12 protein-coding genes and 1 riboswitch are annotated in these 18,767 nt (G+C 64.1%); of the genes, 5 read left to right on the top strand and 7 right to left on the bottom strand.

Annotated features, from left to right (window positions below):
* Positions 1–73: 73 nt before the first annotated feature.
* On the bottom strand, positions 74–1,801 hold the full coding sequence (locus VGH98_20345; protein HEY2378340.1) for an ATP-binding protein: 1,728 nt from the start codon (positions 1,799–1,801) through the stop codon (positions 74–76).
* 233 nt (positions 1,802–2,034) lie between these two features.
* On the opposite strand from VGH98_20345, the gene VGH98_20340 reads away from it, so the two are divergent.
* The 5 genes from VGH98_20340 (at position 2,035) to VGH98_20320 (ending at position 9,145) form a co-directional block, all read left to right on the top strand.
* On the top strand, positions 2,035–2,331 hold the full coding sequence (locus tag VGH98_20340) for a circadian clock KaiB family protein (protein HEY2378339.1): 297 nt from the start codon (positions 2,035–2,037) through the stop codon (positions 2,329–2,331).
* On the top strand, positions 2,328–3,926 hold the full coding sequence (gene kaiC, locus VGH98_20335; GenBank protein HEY2378338.1) for a circadian clock protein KaiC: 1,599 nt from the start codon (positions 2,328–2,330) through the stop codon (positions 3,924–3,926). The genes VGH98_20340 and kaiC overlap by 4 nt, the downstream gene beginning before the upstream one ends.
* Before the next feature lie 51 nt (positions 3,927–3,977).
* Positions 3,978–4,080: riboswitch (TPP riboswitch) on the top strand.
* Between the two features lie 60 nt (positions 4,081–4,140).
* A complete protein-coding gene (locus tag VGH98_20330) occupies positions 4,141–6,372 on the top strand; it encodes a TonB-dependent receptor (protein HEY2378337.1) in 2,232 nt (743 codons plus the stop codon).
* Between the two features lie 5 nt (positions 6,373–6,377).
* On the top strand, positions 6,378–8,183 hold the full coding sequence (locus VGH98_20325) for a glycoside hydrolase family 15 protein (protein HEY2378336.1): 1,806 nt from the start codon (positions 6,378–6,380) through the stop codon (positions 8,181–8,183).
* Between the two features lie 101 nt (positions 8,184–8,284).
* Entirely contained in the window at positions 8,285–9,145 is an 861-nt protein-coding gene (locus VGH98_20320) for a lytic transglycosylase domain-containing protein (GenBank protein HEY2378335.1), read from the top strand.
* 56 nt (positions 9,146–9,201) lie between these two features.
* Here the strand turns inward: VGH98_20320 and VGH98_20315 are convergent, their stop codons facing one another.
* From VGH98_20315 to VGH98_20290, 6 genes are all read right to left on the bottom strand, one after another.
* A complete protein-coding gene (locus tag VGH98_20315) occupies positions 9,202–10,953 on the bottom strand; it encodes an ATP-binding protein (GenBank protein HEY2378334.1) in 1,752 nt (583 codons plus the stop codon).
* Positions 10,954–11,093: 140 nt separating this feature from the next.
* On the bottom strand, positions 11,094–11,678 hold the full coding sequence (locus tag VGH98_20310; protein HEY2378333.1) for a thioredoxin domain-containing protein: 585 nt from the start codon (positions 11,676–11,678) through the stop codon (positions 11,094–11,096).
* Positions 11,662–12,741, bottom strand: a complete 1,080-nt coding sequence (locus tag VGH98_20305) for a HAMP domain-containing sensor histidine kinase (protein HEY2378332.1) — start codon at positions 12,739–12,741, stop codon at positions 11,662–11,664. Before VGH98_20305 ends, VGH98_20310 begins: the two co-directional genes overlap by 17 nt.
* 1 nt (position 12,742) lies before the next feature.
* Positions 12,743–14,401: an FAD-dependent oxidoreductase gene (locus VGH98_20300; protein ID HEY2378331.1), complete on the bottom strand. Its 1,659-nt coding sequence runs from the start codon at positions 14,399–14,401 to the stop codon at positions 12,743–12,745.
* Between the two features lie 47 nt (positions 14,402–14,448).
* Positions 14,449–17,703 (bottom strand): glycosyl hydrolase, encoded by a 3,255-nt coding sequence (locus tag VGH98_20295; GenBank protein ID HEY2378330.1) that lies wholly within the window; start codon positions 17,701–17,703, stop codon positions 14,449–14,451.
* 50 nt (positions 17,704–17,753) lie between these two features.
* The gene (locus VGH98_20290) at positions 17,754–18,743 is read right to left on the bottom strand and encodes an NAD(P)H-quinone oxidoreductase (protein HEY2378329.1); all 990 of its coding nucleotides are present in this window, start codon (positions 18,741–18,743) and stop codon (positions 17,754–17,756) included.
* Positions 18,744–18,767 lie beyond the last annotated feature (24 nt).

Raw genomic sequence — 18,767 nt, 5'->3', positions numbered from 1 at the left:
GCCGCGCGAGGCGCGCGTCGAAGCGTCGCACCGTCCCTCATCATGGACGATAATCCGCGCGGGTAAGACGTACTCAGCCGTGCGCGGTCGAGCTTTCATCGGCATCGCTCATCCGTGACTGATCCGCTTGAGATCGAGCGAGCTCTTTCCGGCGGGTGCGCAGCAGGCTCCGCACGCTCGCGTCTTCGGCCTGGGCGAGCACGCGATTGAGAATCACGAGGCCCTCCTCGATGGCGTTGTCGGGAATTCCCCTCGCTCGTCGACGCAGCATGTCGGCCAACTCTTCGCGAAGCAGGCCGTACTCTCGTCGCACCATGTCTGCGCTGCAACCGAGCCGTCCGCGCTGACTGCCGTGGCGCTCGGCGATGACGCGTTGAATGTCGGCGCCGTCGGTGAGAAGACTGGTGGGCTGACCACGTGTCTCTTCGATGCTGATCAACATGCCGCCAAGATCCGCGAGTAGGCTCGGGTAGTGGTCGACGAGTTGCGAAAATTTGATCGCTTTCGCGCCGGGCACGAGCTCCTCGCTTCGAATGCAAACGACGAGTACCTCGAGCGCGGTCGAGATCTCCCGCATAAGCAATTCGCCGAGATCCGCCACTCCGTGCAGTCGCGTGAACCCGTCGACGGGCTCCTGCCACTCGAGCGCCGCCGGCTCCGACTTGATGACAGCCGCGGGTAACCAGAGCGTGAACACCGAGCCTGTACCGAGCGTGCTGTGCACGGTGAGATCCCCACCCATGAGTCGCGCGAGACGCCGGCTAATCGTTAGGCCGAGACCCGAGCCGTCGTTCGAGCGCGTGTGGCCAGTTTCTGCTTGAACGAACGGGTCAAAGATCAAGGGCAGCTGCTTGGCCTCGATACCGACGCCAGTGTCGCGGACACGAAAGTAGACCCACTTGCCGTTGCCCTGGACGCGCGCGCCGGCATCGGGTCGCTCCGCAATGCCACACTCCAGGGATACGTCACCGCCGGGCTCCGTGAACTTCACGGCGTTGGTGAGCAGGTTGACGAGGATTTGGCGCACACGGTCTTCGTCGCCCGCGTAGGCGACATCGGCATCACCCAAACAGTCGCCAACAAACCGCAGTCCTTTCTCGTCGGCGCGGGTTTGCACCAACGCCAGTGCTGCATCGGCAGCGTCACCGGCGCGACCAATGGCAAGGCTCACGGACAATCGACCTGCTTCGATCTTGGCGAGGTCGAGGACCTCGTTGACCAACCCAAGGAGATGCCGGCCGCTCGTACGGATCCGGGAGACCTGTTGATGTTGATCGCTCGTCAAGGGACCAGCGATCCCAAGATCCAGGAGCTCCGCGTAGCCGATGACCGCATTGAGTGGTGTCCGCAGCTCGTGCGACATCATCGCCAGGAATTCGGACTTCGCCTGGCTTGCTGCTTCCGCCTCGGCGCGCGCCGTGCGCTCGCGCTCGAGCTGTCGTTCGCGTTCGGCGGATCGTTTGCGGTCGGTGATGTCGCGGAGCGAAAGGAGAAGGGCCGGCGCATCGGCCCACTCGACGTCGACCACGCGGAGCTCCGTGGTGACGGTTTTTCCGTCCAGCCGCCTGACCTCGACCTCGGTGGACTCCCCGTGAACAACCGGAAATCCGAGGTCTCTTCCAATGAGGTCAGCCCTCTTGCGACAGAACAGCTGCTCGGCGGCGGGGTTGGCGAAACGGATGATACCTCTTGAATCGACAATGACGATGCCATCGGCCAGCTGCTCGACGATCGAGCGCAAACGGCCCTCCTCCGACCGGCGGCCACGCCGGCGCTCTCGTCGATCCCGTTCCTTGTCCATCTGCTGGTCTAGGTCGGTCCTCGCGGCTCTTGTGGCTCCATCCGATTGTTCCGCATCGTAGGCCGTGATGATTACAAAGTCCGTGCCTCGGAGGGTCGCGTCTTGACGCAGCCTCCTGGTGGCTTCGAGACGGTGCGGAAGATGCGTTCAGGCGAGGACGTCGCCGCCGATGAAGCGCGATTCGTCGAGGAGCAGCTCGCACGCATAAGGGAGGATCCCTGTCGACCTACCTGTTGAGGCTTTACGTAACGGGCAGCAGCCCGCGGACCGATCTGGCCGTTGCCAATCTGCGTCGGATTTGCGAGCAGGAGCTGCGTGGGCAGTATCAGCTCGAGATCATCGACGTGCTCGAGAAGCCGCAACTCGCCGAAGATGAAAAGATTCTCGCCACGCCGACGCTCATCAAGCAATTGCCGCCGCCACTGCGGCGAGTAATTGGCGATCTCTCCGACAAAGAAAAAGTCTTGCTCGGCCTCGAGGTGCGGCCGGGCGCAGCAGACGCCTCGCATCCCAATCTCGACGCCAAATGAACGAGCAGGCAAATGATGCCCCGGTCCAGAAGCTGGCGACCGGAATCGCGAGCTTCGATGTCATCGCAAAGGGCGGCTTACCAGAGAACCGCACGACCCTGCTGTCTGGCACAGCCGGGAGCGGAAAGACCGTCTTCGCGATGCAGTTTCTCGCGTCGGGGATCCGCGATGCGGACCAACACGGCGTGTTCGTGACGTTCGAGGAGTCGGCGAGCGATATCCGCAAGAACATGCGGAGCTTCGGCTGGGATCTCGAGGAATGGGAACGTCAGGGCAAGCTCGCGTTTGTGGACGCCTCGCCGGACCCGCATGTGGAGATCGTCGAGAGTGGCGCCTTCGACCTCGGTGCACTGTTGGCGCGAATGCAGAACGCCATCCGCAAGGTCGGAGCGACGCGTGTCGCCGTCGACTCGTTAGGCGCCGTGTTCTCGCAATTCTCCGATCAGTCGATCGTTCGTCGCGAGCTCTTTCGCATTGCGTCCGCGCTCAGGAGCATGGGCGTCACCGCGATCCTCACCGCCGAGCGCACGGAGGATTACGGTCCGATCGCGCGCTTCGGCGTGGAGGAGTTCATCGCCGACAACGTGATGGTGTTGCGCAACGTGCTCGACGACGAGATTCGGCGACGCACGATCGAGATTCTGAAGTTTCGCGGCACCGATCATCAGAAGGGCGAGTATCCCTTCACCATCGTAAACGACGGTGGGCTGGTCGTCATCCCGTTATCAGCGATCCAGCTCAAGCAAAAGTCCTCGGATATTCGGATTTCGTCTGGGAATCGCGAGCTCGATGACATGTGTGGCGGGGGTTTCTTCCGCGATTCGGTGATCCTCATCTCCGGCGCAACGGGTACGGGCAAGACGCTCAACGTTACTCAGTTTCTGAACGGTGGCGCGGCCGTGGGCGAACGCTGCTTGCTGCTCGCGTTCGAGGAAAGTCGCGAGCAGCTCTTCCGCAATGCGAATGGCTGGGGCGTCGACTTCGAGTACATGGAGCGGTCCGGAATGCTCCGCGTGTTGTGTGATTACCCCGAGGTCGCGAGTCTGGAAGACTGGCTGGTGACGATCCAACGCACCGTGAAGGAGTTCAGGCCTCATCGCGTCGCGTTGGATAGTCTTTCGGCCCTCGAGCGCATCGGCACAATCAAGGCGTTTCGTGAGTTCGTAATTGGCTTCACGTCCTTCATCAAACAGCAGGAGGTCGCCGGGCTGTTTACGTCGACCACGCCTTCGCTCATGGGCGGAACGTCGATTACCGAAGGTCACATCTCCACGCTCACCGACTCGATCATTCTGCTCCGCTACGTCGAGATGTTCGGTGAGATGAAGCGCGGGATCACCGTCCTGAAGATGCGCGGCTCGGTGCACGACAAGCGGATTCGCGAGTTCACCATTGACGGAAAGGGAATGCACCTCGGGCGGCCCTTCCGCAATGTGACGGGGATTCTGTCCGGTACGCCGGTGCACGTGTCGCCATCGGATCTCGAGCGCATCTGGAGTCAGTTCGACGCCGACGGTGAGCGGCGCCGCGGCGGCCCGGGGACGGATGTGCCCGAGCGCCGCCGCGGAGCGACCGATCAGCGGCGATCGCCATAGCAGCCGCGCGCGGCTTGTCGATGGCACCTGAGAATTCGACGACATAGATTGCGACACTGACCGGGGTGCCGCCGCCACTAAGGGCGCCGGCTGAGAGAGTCCCGTTGAACCTGATCCGGTTCGCACCGGCGTAGGGAGTCACACAAATGTCGTGTCGTTCGATCGCCCCGATGGCGGGCGCCCGTGCGCGACGTGTCTCGCCGAGGACACGTCCATGAACGCGCCACTATTCCTCCTGTCTCTTGCATCGGCAGTCCTCCAACAACAGCCGCGCGTCGCCGGTGTGATTCACGATTCCGCGACGCACGCGCCCGTGGCGAGTGTCGTGGTGATGGATGTCGTGTCACGTCGACAAGCGCTGAGCGACAGCGCCGGGCATTTCGCGCTCGACGCCGAGCTCCCTGCGCGGCTCCGATTGTCGCGCGTTGGCTACGCGACGCGCGAGATCGTCGTCTCGTCATCGAACGTCATCCTTGCGCTCGCCACGTCGCCGCGCGCACTCGAAGGCGTCACCGTCACTGCGCTCCGCGGCGGCTCGGCGGATGAGGCGGCGCCGGTGTCGCAGCGAACGCTGACGCGTGACGAGATCGCGCAGCGGTCGTTCGGCCAGGAGGTACCGTTGCTCCTGCAGGGCACGCCTTCGGTCACGTCGTATGCCGAGACGGGAAATTACTGGGGCTACAGCTACACACGATTGCGAGGCATCGATCAATCGCGCATCAACCTAACGATCGACGGCATTCCGCTGAACGATCCCGAAGATCAGGTGCTCTACTTCGCGGATTTTCCGGATCTCGCGAGCAGCCTCGAGTCGGTGGAGATCCAGCGTGGCGTTGGGACGAGCAGCGCTGGAACGGCATCGTTCGCCGGCTCGATGAATTTCGAGACAGCGCCCATCGCCGGTCCAGAGGAAACGCAACTCCAGCTCGAGGGCGGCTCCTTCGGATCCAAGCGCGCGAGTGCCGAGTATCGCTCGGGTCTCCTCGGCAACGGACTTGCCTTTTACGGCCGGCTCTCCGATCTGCAGTCCAACGGCTATCGGTATCACTCCGGAGTGCTCGGCCGCTCGGGGCTCGTGAGCGCGGGATACTTCGGCGCGCACGACGTCGTGAAAGTGATGGCGACGGCCGGGTTGCTGCACGACACGCTGAGCTATCTGGCGGTCCCTGATACGGATCTCGCTCACGACCGGCGCATCAATCCATTGCAGCCGGACGAATTGGATCGGTTCGGAGAGCAGCTCGTCTCGGCGGCCTACACACGGTTGTTCGGCGACGCCTCGCTGTCGACGACACTCTACCGCATTTCGGCGAGCGGCAATTACGACGTCGCCATCGATCCCGATCTGTGGAACTATCATCTCGACTTCGTCTGGTACGGAGTGACGAGTGCATGGACGTGGCAACGCGACCGCGTGCGCGTGAACGTCGGCGTCAACGCGAATCGTTATGCGCGGGATCACTATGCCTTCATCCGGCCGGATCTGGTTGATGACATCTACTTCAATACCGGCCACAAGGATGATGCGAGTGGCTTCGCCAAGGTGTCGTACGACGTGGGTCGGGCGACGCTGTTCGGCGATCTGCAGGCGCGGCAGGCGGGATTTCGGTATGTGCCGGACGTCCACGCGGACATACCCGAGCGCTCGATCTCCTGGACATTCGTGAATCCGCGGGCCGGCCTCACCTATCGCCTAACGACCGCGTTCTCCGCATACGCGTCCTACGGTGCGACGAGTCGAGAGCCGGCGCGACTCGACATGTTCGCCGGATTCGACAACCTCGACACATCGAACGTCGCGTTCGTGGGCGATTTCTCGCGCGTGAAGCCGGAAACGGTGCACGATGTCGAAACCGGTGTGACGCTCTCGACGGCCTCGGCGCACCTGCAGGCCAACGTGTTCTCGATGGACTTTCGCAATGAGATCGAGCCGATCGGCGCGCTGAGCTATCAAGGTCTTCCGCTACGCAAGAATGTCCACGCGAGCTATCGGCGCGGCGTGGAGCTCGATGCGAGCTACCGCCTAACGGCTTCGCTGAAAGCCTCCTTGAACGCCACGCTCATGCGCGCGCGCATCGCCGATTACACCGACGACTCGTCGGGTGAGTCGTTCCACGACGTGGCGCCGCTGCTGACCCCGAGCGTCGTCACGGCGCAACGCATCGCGTGGGACGCGCCCCGCGCCTTGTCGTTCTGGGCCGAGGGGCGCTACACGGGTCAGTCGCAGCTCGACGACACGGCCAATCCCGATCTCGTGCTGCCCGCGGCGTACGTCGTCGACGCATCGGCCAAGTGGCATTTCGCGGGGCGGCAAGCGCTCGAGATTCGTGGCAACAATCTCACGAACTCGAAGCGATACGGAAGCGGCTATGGCAGCGGTAATACGCCGTACTACTACGTGCTGCCGCCGCGGAATGTATTCGTAACTTTGCAACTGGGTATCTGACGCGAGTGCGCGGCGCCGCCGGCATCGCCGATCACGGGATCATCGGTGATCTGCAGACGGCGGCGCTCGTCGCGCTCGACGGAACGATCGATTTTCTCTGTCTTCCGGAGTTCGACTCCCCCACGGTGTTCGCGCGTCTGCTCGATGCCGAGCGCGGCGGACATTTCACGATTGCACCGGAAGATGGGAGGGCGCGCGCCGAGCAGCGCTACGCACGAGATACCAACGTGCTCGTAACCCGGCTGGAAACCGGCGAGTCGTCGCTCGAGATCGTGGACTTCATGCCGATCGAGCGCGGGCCCGGGCCGAGCCGAATCGTGCGAGTCGCGCGGGCGGTATGGGGCGAGGCGAGGGTTCGAATGACGTGTGCGCCTCGCTTCGACTACGGACGGGTCGCGCCGTCGGTGGAATTGATACCGGGCGCGGCGCTATTCCGTGCGCCCGGCAACGCTTCGTTGTGCCTAACGAGTACCGCTCCACTGGCGTGCGATGGCCCGGCGGCGGTGGCGAACTTCGTGCTGCGTCCCGGGCAGATCGTCGTCTTCACCTTTGGAGCGCGTGCCGAGCGAGCCGGCGACCTGCCTAACGTCCGTTGGGCAACGAGAGCCATGCGGCGCACGATCGTGTACTGGCGCCGGTGGATCAGCCGATGTACGTACGATAGCGAATTTCGCGCGATGGTTCGCCGTTCCGCGCTCACGCTCAAGCTCCTGCAAAGCCGTCTGACCGGTGCGGTCATCGCAGCGCCCACCTTCGGGCTCCCGGAACAGATCGGCGGCGATCGAAACTGGGATTTTCGGTATTCGTGGATTCGCGATGCATCGTTCACGATCTACGCGCTCGCGCGGCTCGGGCTCGCGCGCGAGGCGAAATCGTTCACGCGCTGGATCGTGCGTCGCTGCGAGGAAGCGGATCGACCGGGCGAGTTACAGAGCTTCTACGGCATCGACGGCAGACGTGAGCTGACAGAGCAGATTCTGGAGCATCTGGCCGGACATCGAGGATCGCGCCCCGTTCGCGTCGGTAATGCGGCGTTCGATCAGCTCCAGCTCGACATTTACGGTGAGTTGATCGACGCTCTGTATCTCAACGACGTCTATAACGAGCCGATTTCGCGATCGGCCTGGAAGCACATTGCCGATCTCACAGAATGGGTGTGTCGAAATTGGCAGCGCGCGGATCAGGGAATCTGGGAGGTGAGGACCGGTAGCCAGGAGTTCCTCTATTCACGCGTCATGTGTTGGGTTGCGGTGGATCGGGCGTTGCGACTCGCGACGCGGCGTCGATATCCCGCGTCGCGAGAGCGGTGGCGAGAAACGCGGGACACCATTCGCGACGACATAGTCACGAACTTCTGGAGCGCGACGCTCGGCGCGTTCGTGGGCGCGAGGGGCTCGACGTCGATCGATGCGGCGTGTCTCGTTATGCCGCTGGTTGGCTTCATTCCGCCGACGGATCCAAAATGGCTGTCGACGCTCCGGTTGGTGGAAACGCGTCTGGTGCGCGACTCTCTCGTCCGGCGCTACGACATGAGCGGGATGGACACCGATGCCGGGAGCCAAGCGGCACCTTCGTTCACGATCTGCTCGTTCTGGTACGTCGAATGTCTCGCGCGCAGCGGCGAGCTCGAGAAGGCTCGTATGGCGATGCAACGTCTCGTTGGGCACGCCAATCACCTCGGGTTGTTCTCCGAGGACATCGGTGCCGACGGGAGCTTGCTCGGGAATTTTCCGCAGGGATTGGTGCATGCCGGGTTGATTGGCGCGGCCTTGGCGTTGGATGAGAAGCGGGGACAGGGCGGACCGCGCTGATAACGCCGCGTCCGCTTGAGACACCCGGCACGGGTGTACGAGTTGCATTGCAGGTCCGTATGCCAGGATCAGGCGAGCTTCTGATCGAGCCCGGGCTCTCTATGGTTCCCACCGAGGACGAGGGTGAGCGGAGGGGCCGAAGGGAAGATCGGCGGGAGCGTTCGTCGCCGGGGCGGCGCGGATTGCGGATCAGCGCCAGCAAGCGGCGATTGCTCACTTTCCTCGGCGACATCGGGGCCATCATCGTGCTCGTTGCGGCCATCGTGTTCGCCGTGAATCACGAGCAGCCGATCTTCGCTGGTCAGCCGACTGTCGTCCAGAGTCTCGCTGATCGCGTGCCGCTCACGAAGCCGCTACTCGCGACCAAGCCGTCGCCAGACACTGGACGACTCGCGACGCTACTCGCGTCACCCGAGTTCACTGCCGACAGCGCAAAGTTCTCGCAGGACCTTGTTCGCACGGGCCGCTTATCGCAGGCACGCGCCGATTCGATCGCGTACTACGCGGTCCGCGAGGCGTATCTCGACGGCATTCCGCCCGCGGTGATCTTCGGTGTCATGCTGACGGAAAACGCGTTGTTCGTGAGCAACGCGCTCTCCAATGTCGGCGCGGTGGGGTTGATGCAGATCTATCCGAAAATCTGGCTCAAGGAACTCGGTGACAAGTTCGGGACGGATCTCTCCTCGGATTCGACGAATGTGAAGTACGGCGTCTACATCCTTTCGGAGTACATCAAGCACACGGGCAACCAGGTGACGGCGACCGACGTCACCAAGGGATTGCTCAAGTACAACGGCTGTGTGAAGGGCACGAACACACCGAATTGCCGGACGTATCCGACAAAGGTGAAGAACTACGTGGAACGGCAAGCCGAATCGTTATGCGGAGACAAGACGTTCTACCAATGCATCGGCAAGCCGTTCATGGATGGGTTGCTCGGGAAGAGCAGCGCGGCGCATTGAGAGTTAGGTTCTCGAACTCGCTCTGACACGCGCATGTCGTACCGTGACGCTGGGTGTCAAGTCTGTTGGGACACTCCGCGAGTGCGAAGCAGCTCGCCACGTGGAAGCGTGAGAACGAACTCGGCCCCTTCGCCTGCCTCGCTGTAGACGACGAGATCGCCCTGCATTGCACGCGCGAGGTCCCGGCTGATGGCGAGGCCGAGGCCCGTGCCCTGAGATGCTCGCGTCAAGCCGCCGTCGAGTTGAACGAATGGCTGGAAGATCGCTTCGAGCTTATCGACTGGGATCCCAATTCCCGTGTCGCGCACGCGGATCTCGACGAGATTGTCATCGTTCGCGTGCGCGGACGCGCCAACGACGATACGGCCGCCAGCCGGTGTGAACTTGACCGCATTGGAGAGCAGGTTGAGGACGACCTGCTGCAGCTTCTCGACGTCGGCATACACAGCCAGCGACGAGTCGCACGGCTCGAGCTCGTAGTCGAGCTGTTTCTGCTCCATCTGCGGAGCGATGAGGTCACTCATCGACGCGAGTGCTGCCGACACGCGAACATCCTCTGGCTCGATCCGAATTCGTCCCGCGTCGATCTTCGCAAAGGTGAGCACTTCCTCAATCAACGAGAGGAGATGTCGCTCGTTGCGTTGAATGGCGTGGACGTCGGCGAGCTGCGTCTCGCTGAGCGGGCCGCGCAAACCGATCGCCAGCAGCTCGGCGTAGCCGGCGATGGCATTGAGGGGCGTACGCAGCTCGTGAGAGATCATCGCGAGAAATTCCATCTTCGCTCGATTCGCGAGCTCGGCGTCGGCGCGCGCGACGCGCTCAGCGTCGAGCAGACGCGCGCGCTCGATGGCATGTGCAACGCGATCGGCGACGAGCTGCAGCAGGATGACGTCTTCTTCGTTGAACTCGCGCGCTTCGACCGTTCCCGCGTGGATGACGCCAACGAGGCGCCCGGACGCGCGAACCGGCGCACCGATCACCGACGTCAAGCGCTCGCGAAGGAAGGTGCTCCGTTCGTCAAGCGCCATGGTCTCCGGCACGACGACCGGCGAACGCGCCAAGGCGACGCGTCCCGCGAATCCTTCACCGAGCCGAATGCGCGTCTCCTGCGACGCATCGCGCTCGATCCCGACAGAGGCTCTGACGACGAGCTCCGAGGTCTCGACGTCGAGCAGCAGGACGGTCGCCTCGTCTGCCTGGAGGGCAACGCGCAAGCCTTCCGAGAGCGTCCAGAGCATGTCGTCGAGGCTCGCCTCCGCGCTCGCCGCGTCGGCGACACTCCACGCGGACCGCAGGCGATTCATCGCCCGTTCGGCGGCGAGGCGCGCATGACGCTCGGACTCGAAGAGCCGCGCGCGCTCTTCGTGGGCCCGCTTCGCCGCGTCGATATCGCTGTGAGTGCCGATCCACTCGCGCACGGTACCGTCGGCCTCACGCACGGGTGCCGCGCGCACGGCCACCCAGCGATGGACACCATCGCGTGAACGCAGGCGGTACTCGGCGTAGTACGGGGATGCCGCTTCGACGGCGCGCCGCCAGTTTTGCTTCACACGGAGTCGGTCCTCGTCATGGACGACATCGAGCCATCCCCAGCCGAGGTATTCGTCAGGCGACTGACCCGTGAACTCCTCCCAAGCCACCTGCCGGTCGACAAACTCGCCGAATGGCGATCGCGTCCAGACGATCTGTGAGATCGCCTGGATGAGGGTTCGATAGCGTGCCTCGCTGATGCTTACCGGGGTGACAGCGAGCGCGTCCGTGGGCGACCGAATATTTTCGGTCTCTCGCTCCACGGGAAGGTGGGACATAGGGAGCGTTGCTGGTGGCGGGAACAACGACGGCCGGGGAAGGCGGGACGTCTGCACGGTAGGGAACGGCGGGGTGAAGATCGGCTCGCCACGCCGCGAGCGCAATAGAGACTGCCGAATGCCCACAAGGGAACAAGTGGCTACCGCTCCTCGAGCAAGCGGGTCGTGGCGCGCATGGCCGCTTCCATGATGCCGTCGCGCAAGCCTTCCACGTTTCTGGAGTTCGCGAAGCGAGCGCCGTCGATGAAGAATGTGGGTGTCGCGCGAACCGAGCTACGCTCGCCGCTGGCGACGTCGCGCCCGATGCGGGCGATGAGGCTTTCGTCCTCGAGGTCAGTTGCGAAGCCGACGATGTCCAGCCCGGCGGATGCGGCGTGCGCGTGGAGCGCTTCGCGGTGCAGCATGCCCGGATTTCGAAGGAGCTCGTCGTGCATCTCCCAGAACTTTCCCTGTCGTGCTGCGGCTTCCGCGGCGCGCGCGGCCAGCGACGACGCGGGATGCTCCCAGGTCAGCGGATAGTGCCGGAAGACGAAGCGCAGCGTACCGCGAAATTCCTCGAGGTACCTAACGAGTAGTGGAAAGGCGCGCGCGCAGTTGAGGCACTCGAAGTCGGCATACTCGACGAGCGTGACGAGCGACGAGGCGGCTCCGCGAATGTGATCGGCTTCATCGACGGGGTCTGAGAGCGGCGGGCCGCCGAACAGGAGGTCATTGTTTGGAAACATCGAAACGCGCAGCTGGTGACGAGTTCGGTGAGGCAGCGGGTGGCTGCGCGAAGGGAATGCGAACCACGAAGCGGGCGCCTTTGGCATCCGACTCACACGTGATCGAGCCGCCGTGGTGCGCGACGATGCGCCTAACGATGTCGAGTCCGAGGCCGGTTCCCTTCCCGGCTGGCTTCGTCGTGAAGTGTGGCTCGAAGATCTTCGCCGCGAGGTTGGCGGGGATTCCGGGCCCGCTGTCGGCGACCTCGATGCGCACACCTCCCTCGTCGCGCGACGTTCGGAGGGAAATGGTCCGCTCGCCTTGCATCGACGAAAGTGCGTCGGCGGCGTTATCGAGGAGATTCGTCCAGAGCTGGTTGAGCTCCGTGCCGTAGGTCTCGATGGGCGGGAGCGTGCGGTCATACTCACGCGCGAGCTTTGCTCGGGATTCGCGGAGCTTGTAGCTGATGAGCGTGAGGCTGCTCTCGATCGACTCGTGCACGTCCACGAGCCGACGACCGGTATCGGTGTAGGCGTGGCCCTTCACGGCGCGCACGAGCTCACCGATGCGCGCGGCGCTCCGGGCAACGTCGTCGAGCAGTTGCCGGATGAGGGTGAGCCGCGACAGCCACGCCATGGCGTCACTGATCACGCTCGGACTGCAGCCGCGCGCGAGCGCCGCCAGCTCGTCCGGTGTCACGCCGCGATCGACGAGCACTGTGGCGAGATCCGGCGATGTCGACACCTCGTGCTGCGCGAGCCAATCGATGAGCATTTCCTCACGATCGGTGCGGTCGACAACGTCAAGGGGAGCCGTTAGGCCCTGTGTCCGTTCCGTCGTCGCACCCAACCGCGCGAGGAAGCGCAGCTCGTCCTCGGTCCAGGGATGGCTCGCGATCTGTCGCAGAATGGGGTCGACGCCGGCGATCTCGGTGCGCAGCAGATCGACCGAGCGGCCGATGGCGATCGCCGGGTTATTCAGCTCGTGTGCCAAGCCGGCCGCGAGCGTACCGAGCGTCGCCATGCGCTCACGTTGCGTGGTCTCGACCTCGCCAGGAGGCGTACCGACGGCTGCGTCACCCATATCAGCCCTCGGCGAGGTAGCGATGGGTGAACTGGACGGCGATGGCGCCCTCGCCAATCGCCGACGCGCATCTCTTGATCGACTGATGACGCACGTCGCCGGCGCAGAGGACGCCCGCCACGTTGGTCTCGAGCAAGAACGGATCGCGCGCGAGCGTCCAGCCGTGCGGTCGACCATTCTCCCGCGCCAGATCGGGTCCCGTCAGTATGAAACCATGCTCGTCGCGCTGCAGCACGCTGGCGACCCACTCGGTGCGCGGCTGAGCACCGATGAATGCGAACAGCGACGTCGCTTCCATATCGCGCTCCTCGCTGTCGCAGGCGAGCGTCACCGAGCGCAAGCGATCGTCACCGTGCAGCGCGGAGATTCGAGTGCGTGTGAGCACCGTGACGTTCGGAGTGGACTCTACCTGATCGACGAGATACCGTGACATGCTCTCGCCCAGGGAGCCACCACGCACGACGAGCGTCACGTGACGCGCGTATTGGGCGAAGAAGAGCGCCGCCTGGCCCGCCGAGTTCCCGCCGCCGATGATGAGTACTTCCTCATCCTGGCAGGAGATGGCTTCGGTGAGCGCCGCGCCGTAGTACACACCTGCTCCAGTCAACTTCTCGGCGCCGGGAATGTCGAGCGTCCGATAGGAGACGCCGGACGCGATCACGAGCGCGCGCGTCGAGACCTCGGACCCGTCGGAGAGCGTGAGCACGCGGTACTGGCCGTCGATGCGCAGACCACACGCTTCCTGTGGCGTCAGCAGCTCGGCGCCGAATTTTCGCGCCTGGGCGACCGCCCGTCTCGTTAGGTCGGCGCCGGTGAGGCCGCTCGGGAAACCGAGGTAATTCTCGATTCGCGAGCTCGTCCCCGCCTGACCGCCAGGCGCTTCACGCTCGACGAGCAGCGTGCGCAGCCCTTCCGACGCGCCGTAGACCGCAGCAGCGAGTCCAGCCGGACCTCCGCCAACGCACACCAGATCGTAGAACGGCTTCTCGGCGCGAGTTCGCAGGCCGATTCGGGCACTGAGCGTCGCGAAGTCCGGGGCGTCGAGCACCGCGCCGTCTGGAAAGAGCACCAGCGGCAGCAGCGGCGGCGTCTCCCGCGTTGCAAATTTACTCAACGCGTCGCGGGCTTCCGTGGATGCATCGAGATCGAGCCACTTGAAGGGGACGAGGTTGCGGCCGAGAAAGTCGCGCACCTCGTGCGATTTGGGCGACCAACGATGGCCGACGACCCGGATCCCCTCGAAAGGGGCGTGATAGCCAGACTGCCAATCGTCGAGCAGCTCGTCGAGATACGGATAGAGCTGTTGCTCGGGCGGATCCCACGGCTTCATGAGATAATTGTGTATCCGCGCCTTGTTGATCGCGTCGATGGCGGCGTCCGTATCGGCGTAGGCGGTAAGGAGGACACGTTTGGCGTCGGGGACGAGGCGGGTCGTCTGCTCGAGCAGCTCGACGCCCGACATCTCCGGCATGCGCTGATCGGCGACCACGAGCGCGATGGGATCGCCGCGCTCCTCGAACTTGCGCAGCGCATCGATGGCGAACGCGCCGGACTCGGCGCGCACGACACGGTAGCGGTCGGCATATCGGCGGCGCAGATCGCGGTCGACCGCGCGAAGAACTTCAGGATCGTCGTCGACGGCGAGCAAGACTGGGCGCATGAGGGAAGCTTAAAGCCGCCAGCAAGCGCCCTGGCACCTGGTCCCTCCTACCTTCTCTTCGCGTCTCCCGTCACCACCGCCGGCACCTCCAGCTCTCGCATCATTCGATTGAATGCGACGACGTCGTTCGTCTCCAACGTGCGGAGTTGAGCAATCTGGCGATTCACCTGCGTGGCGATGTCACGGTAAACGTCACCCTCCTGCTTCGTCGGCGCGCCCTCGGCGCTCTGCACCATGTCGGCAAGCGACAGCAGCATGTTGTACAGCCGAATCGGATAGTGAAGCGTGATCTGATCGACGTGCGAGTGGACTTCGACGAGCGAATCCCGAATGGCCTCGAGCTTCTGCCGGAGCGGAGTCGCGGCCGCGCCGAGTTTGGCGGCGTACGTCTGCTTCTTCGAGTGACCGACGCGTTCGTCGAGTTGGTGCTCGAGGTCGAGAATCCGGCTCACCGCATCGGACAGATCGTTTGTGGTTTGCTGCACTTGCAGTGCGAGCGTAACCTGCGCGTCGTACTCCGCTTGCGTCGCACGCATGCGCGGATCGGGTCGAACGATTGCAAGCTGATCGTACGATTGTCCAGCGATGGTGAGACGAACGGTGTACGTGCCGGGAGCGACAACTGGCCCTAGCGTAGACCCTTCGTCATTCACGATGCCGCGGACTTCGCGGGTGGAGGGATAGCGCAGATTCCACACGAAGCGATTGAGGCCGGTGCGCGTCACCACCACCGAATCGGCGGCCAGGAACGACAGGGTGTCGTCAGCGAGGGAGCGCGAGCCGCGCGGCTTTTCCGCGAGCGTGTCTCGTGGCGCTCGATTCTTGGACGAGTCGACGCTTGCACTGTCGCTCGCGGCCGCGCTCGAAAACGTGCGGATGGCTTTCCCGGTGGCGTCACGAAATTCGAGCGTCACCGGTGTCGTCACACGCTGCTTCAGCCAGTAGCTTACCGTTAGGCAGCAGGCGGGATTCTCGCCGGCGTCCTCGCTGCGAAATCGACCGCCGCCAAAACGGATCGCCGTGTCGGGCACGAAGAGGTGCACAGCCTCGGCGCGCATTGCGTCGGTCATCTGACGCAGTGGGGTGACGTCGTCCAGCACCCAGAAGGCACGGCCGTGTGTCGCGGCGATGAGATCGGCACCGTGAATGTGCAGGTCGCGAACGGACGAGCGTGGCAGGTTGAGCTGCAACGAACGCCAGTGTGCGCCGTCGTCGGTCGAGTACCAGATCCCCGTTTCGGTGCCGACGTACAACAAGCCGCGCCTAACGGGATCCGCACGAATGGTACGTGTGTACGCGCCGGCGGGAATGCCGGCGTCGATGCGCGTCCAGGAGCGCCCGTAGTCCGTCGTTTTCCAGAGGTACGGTCGAAGGTCGTCGACCTGGTAGCGATTCGCGGCCACATACGCCGTTCCGGCATCGAAATGGGAGGGCTCGATGATCGACACGCGCGTGAAGTGCGCCATGTCGCGCGGCGTCACGTCGGTCCACGTTTTCCCGTCATCCCGCGTGACGTGAACGAGGCCATCGTCCGAGCCGGCCCAGAGGACGCCGGCGAGCGCCGGCGACTCGGCGAGGGCGAAAATCGTCGCGTACCACTCGGTGCCCGTCATGTCGTGCGTCACCGCGCCGCCGACCGGTCCCATCGTCTTCGGGTCGTGCAGCGTGAGGTCGGGGCTCACGGCCTCCCAGCTGTCGCCATCGTTGGTGGAGCGGAAGACGCGATTTGCCGCAACGTATAACTCGTTGGGCGTGTGGCGCGAGTAGAAGATCGGAAACGTCCACTGGAAACGATTCGGGACCTGCGAGGAAGGCCAGCCGTCGTAGTTGTTGAGACCGACGCTGATGTCCTTCACGTGCTTCGTGCGAACATCGAGTCGCGTCAGCGTCCCGGTGTACGTACCGGCGATGACGATGTTCGGGTCGCCCGGCTTTGGCGCGATGTAGCCGGACTCACCGCCGCCGACGGGATACCAGTCTTCGCGCGAGATCGCGCCGTCGTCCGAACGGCTGAGGGTGGACACCGTGGTGTTGTCCTGCTGCGCACCGTAGATGCGATATGGGAACTGATCGTCCGTCACCACATGATAGAACTGCGCCGTCGGCTGGTTCATGATGCTCGACCAGCTTTCGCCACCGTCGATGCTGACCGTCGCGCCCCCGTCGTTGCCGCTGATGAGTCTCTTTGAATCCTTGGGGTCGACCCACAAGTCGTGCGTGTCACCGTGCGGCAAGCGGAGGCGCGTGAACGTACGACCGCCGTCGATCGATTTCCACGTCGAGAGGTTCATCACGTACATCGTGTTCGCGTCTGACGGATCGGCGCGCACGACGGAGTAATACCACGGGCGCACCATCCACCGCTGATCGCCGCTCGTTCGCTCCCAGGTTATGCCGCCGTCGTCGGACCGGAAGATGCCGCCCGTCGAGTCTTCTGGTGGCGTCTCGATCGTCGCGTAGACTCGCTCCGGATCGGCCGGCGAGACGGCGACGCCGATGCGACCGATCGGTCCGCGGGGCATGCCTTCATTGAACGTGAGCTCGGACCAGTGTTCGCCACCGTCCGTTGACTTCCACAGACCGCTGCGGCCGGCGCCGGCGGTGAAGCCCCACGGCGAACGCTGCATCCGCCAGAGGGCGGCGTACAGGATACGCGGATTGCCCGGGTCCATCGTTAGGTCGATCGCACCAGTAGAGTCGTCGACGAAGAGGACTTTCTGCCAATTCCGTCCGCCGTCTCGCGAGCGAAAGACGCCCCGCGTCGGATTGGGACCGGCGCCGTGTCCCATTGCGGCGACGTAGACGACCTCCGCGTCGCGTGGATCCACGACGATGCGCGCAATGTGCCGCGCGTCGTCGAGGCCGAGGTGGGTCCAGGTGCGTCCGCCATCGGTCGAGCGGTCGATGCCGTCGCCATAGGTATAGTCTTCCCTAAAGTCCGCCTCGCCGCCGCCCGCGTAGATCACGTTCGGATCGCTGGTCGCCACCGCAACCGCGCCCACCGACGCAATGCTGGATTTGCCATCGGTGACGTTGCTCCAGCTCTGGCCGGCGTTGGTACTCTTCCAGACGCCGCCGTCGACGGCGCCGAAGTAGAAGACACGGGGATTGTTTGGATCGCCGGTCACAGCGACCGACCGTCCACCGCGGAAAGGACCGACAAGCCGCCACCGCAGTCCCCGGAGCTCGGGCGCGGTGCGCTCGTAGCGCGTCGTGTCAATTGGCGAAGAAGCGGTCGGTCTCGCCTGAGCACGCACGGAGAGTGGTACGAGTATGCCAACGAACAGTGAACGTACGAACATGGTGGTTCAGGGGAGAGGGAATTGAACGAATTGTTCGGTGCCGTACACTGTCATCCATTCTCGATTACGACTTTACCAAACGTTGCGTTGCTCTCGAGGTGGCGGTGAGCGCTCGCGATCTCTTCGAGCTTGAAGACGCGATCGACCACCGGCTTCACGATGCCGCGCGCGATGAGTGGTACCACCTGCGCCGCAAAGGCGCGAGTCGCCGCGATCTTCTCCTCTAGAGGTCGCGCCCGCAAGACGGTCCCCCGCAACGTTAGGCGCTTACCGAGGATCAGTCCGATGGGAAGCGAGGCATCGCGACCAGCCATCGTGCCGATGAGCATGATGCGCCCTTTGGGCGCCGCGGCGGCGATGCTCACGGCAGTGTACGGTCCTCCGACGAGGTCGAGAACGACCTCGACGCCCTTGCCGCCCGTCGATTCCTGCACTCGCTTGGCAATGACGCCGATGTCGTCACCAACAGTGATGCCCTCAGCGAGACCGAGTGCCCGCGCCCGGTCGACCTTGTCGGCGTTTCGGGCATCACCGATCGGCACCGCGCCCACGGCTCGCGCAAGCTGCAACGCCGCCAGACCGACGCCACTTCCAACGGCATGAATGAGTACGTGCTCCGAGAGCCGCACCCTGGCTTGGGTAAGGAGTGCGTCGTGGGCAGTGATGAACGCTTCGGGTACAGCCGCCGCTTCCGTCCACGACAGATTGGGCGGGATCGCGGCGAGCGTGCGCTCGTGGGTGATTATGTAATCGGCATTCCCTCCGCCACCCACGATGCCGAAGACGCGATCGCCGTCCTTCCATAAGGAAGCGCCTTTTCCGCAGGCCAAGATCTCTCCGGCGATCTCCATTCCGGGGATGTCCTGCGGCCACCCAGGCGGCGCGGGATAGCGGCCCTCCCGCTGCAAGAGATCGGCGCGATTGAGCGCACTCGCGCGAATGCGCACGAGCACCTCGCCCGCTCCCGGCTCGGGGCGCACGGCATCGCGCACTTCCAGCACCTCGGGGCCGCCGGGCCGAGTGATCGTGACGGCGCGCATGCGCGTCGCGTTGGTAATGATCCG

The sequence above is a fragment of the Gemmatimonadaceae bacterium genome (assembly GCA_036496605.1).
Classification (GTDB): domain Bacteria; phylum Gemmatimonadota; class Gemmatimonadetes; order Gemmatimonadales; family Gemmatimonadaceae; genus AG2.
The sequence above is the reverse complement of the archived record's forward strand: the minus strand, read 5'-3'. Positions and strand labels throughout refer to the sequence as shown.

Bases quoted from the DNA above. Each gene is read 5' to 3' on its own strand.
- VGH98_20345 (HEY2378340.1), bottom strand. From the start codon at position 1,801: ATGGACAAGGAACGGGATCGACGAGAGCGCCGGCGTGGCCGCCGGTCG.
- kaiC (HEY2378338.1), top strand. From the start codon at position 2,328: ATGAACGAGCAGGCAAATGATGCCCCGGTCCAGAAGCTGGCGACCGGA.
- VGH98_20330 (HEY2378337.1), top strand. From the start codon at position 4,141: ATGAACGCGCCACTATTCCTCCTGTCTCTTGCATCGGCAGTCCTCCAA.
- VGH98_20320 (HEY2378335.1), top strand. From the start codon at position 8,285: ATGGTTCCCACCGAGGACGAGGGTGAGCGGAGGGGCCGAAGGGAAGAT.
- VGH98_20315 (HEY2378334.1), bottom strand. From the start codon at position 10,953: ATGTCCCACCTTCCCGTGGAGCGAGAGACCGAAAATATTCGGTCGCCC.
- VGH98_20310 (HEY2378333.1), bottom strand. From the start codon at position 11,678: ATGTTTCCAAACAATGACCTCCTGTTCGGCGGCCCGCCGCTCTCAGAC.
- VGH98_20305 (HEY2378332.1), bottom strand. From the start codon at position 12,741: ATGGGTGACGCAGCCGTCGGTACGCCTCCTGGCGAGGTCGAGACCACG.
- VGH98_20300 (HEY2378331.1), bottom strand. From the start codon at position 14,401: ATGCGCCCAGTCTTGCTCGCCGTCGACGACGATCCTGAAGTTCTTCGC.
- VGH98_20295 (HEY2378330.1), bottom strand. From the start codon at position 17,703: ATGTTCGTACGTTCACTGTTCGTTGGCATACTCGTACCACTCTCCGTG.
- VGH98_20290 (HEY2378329.1), bottom strand. From the start codon at position 18,743: ATGCGCGCCGTCACGATCACTCGGCCCGGCGGCCCCGAGGTGCTGGAA.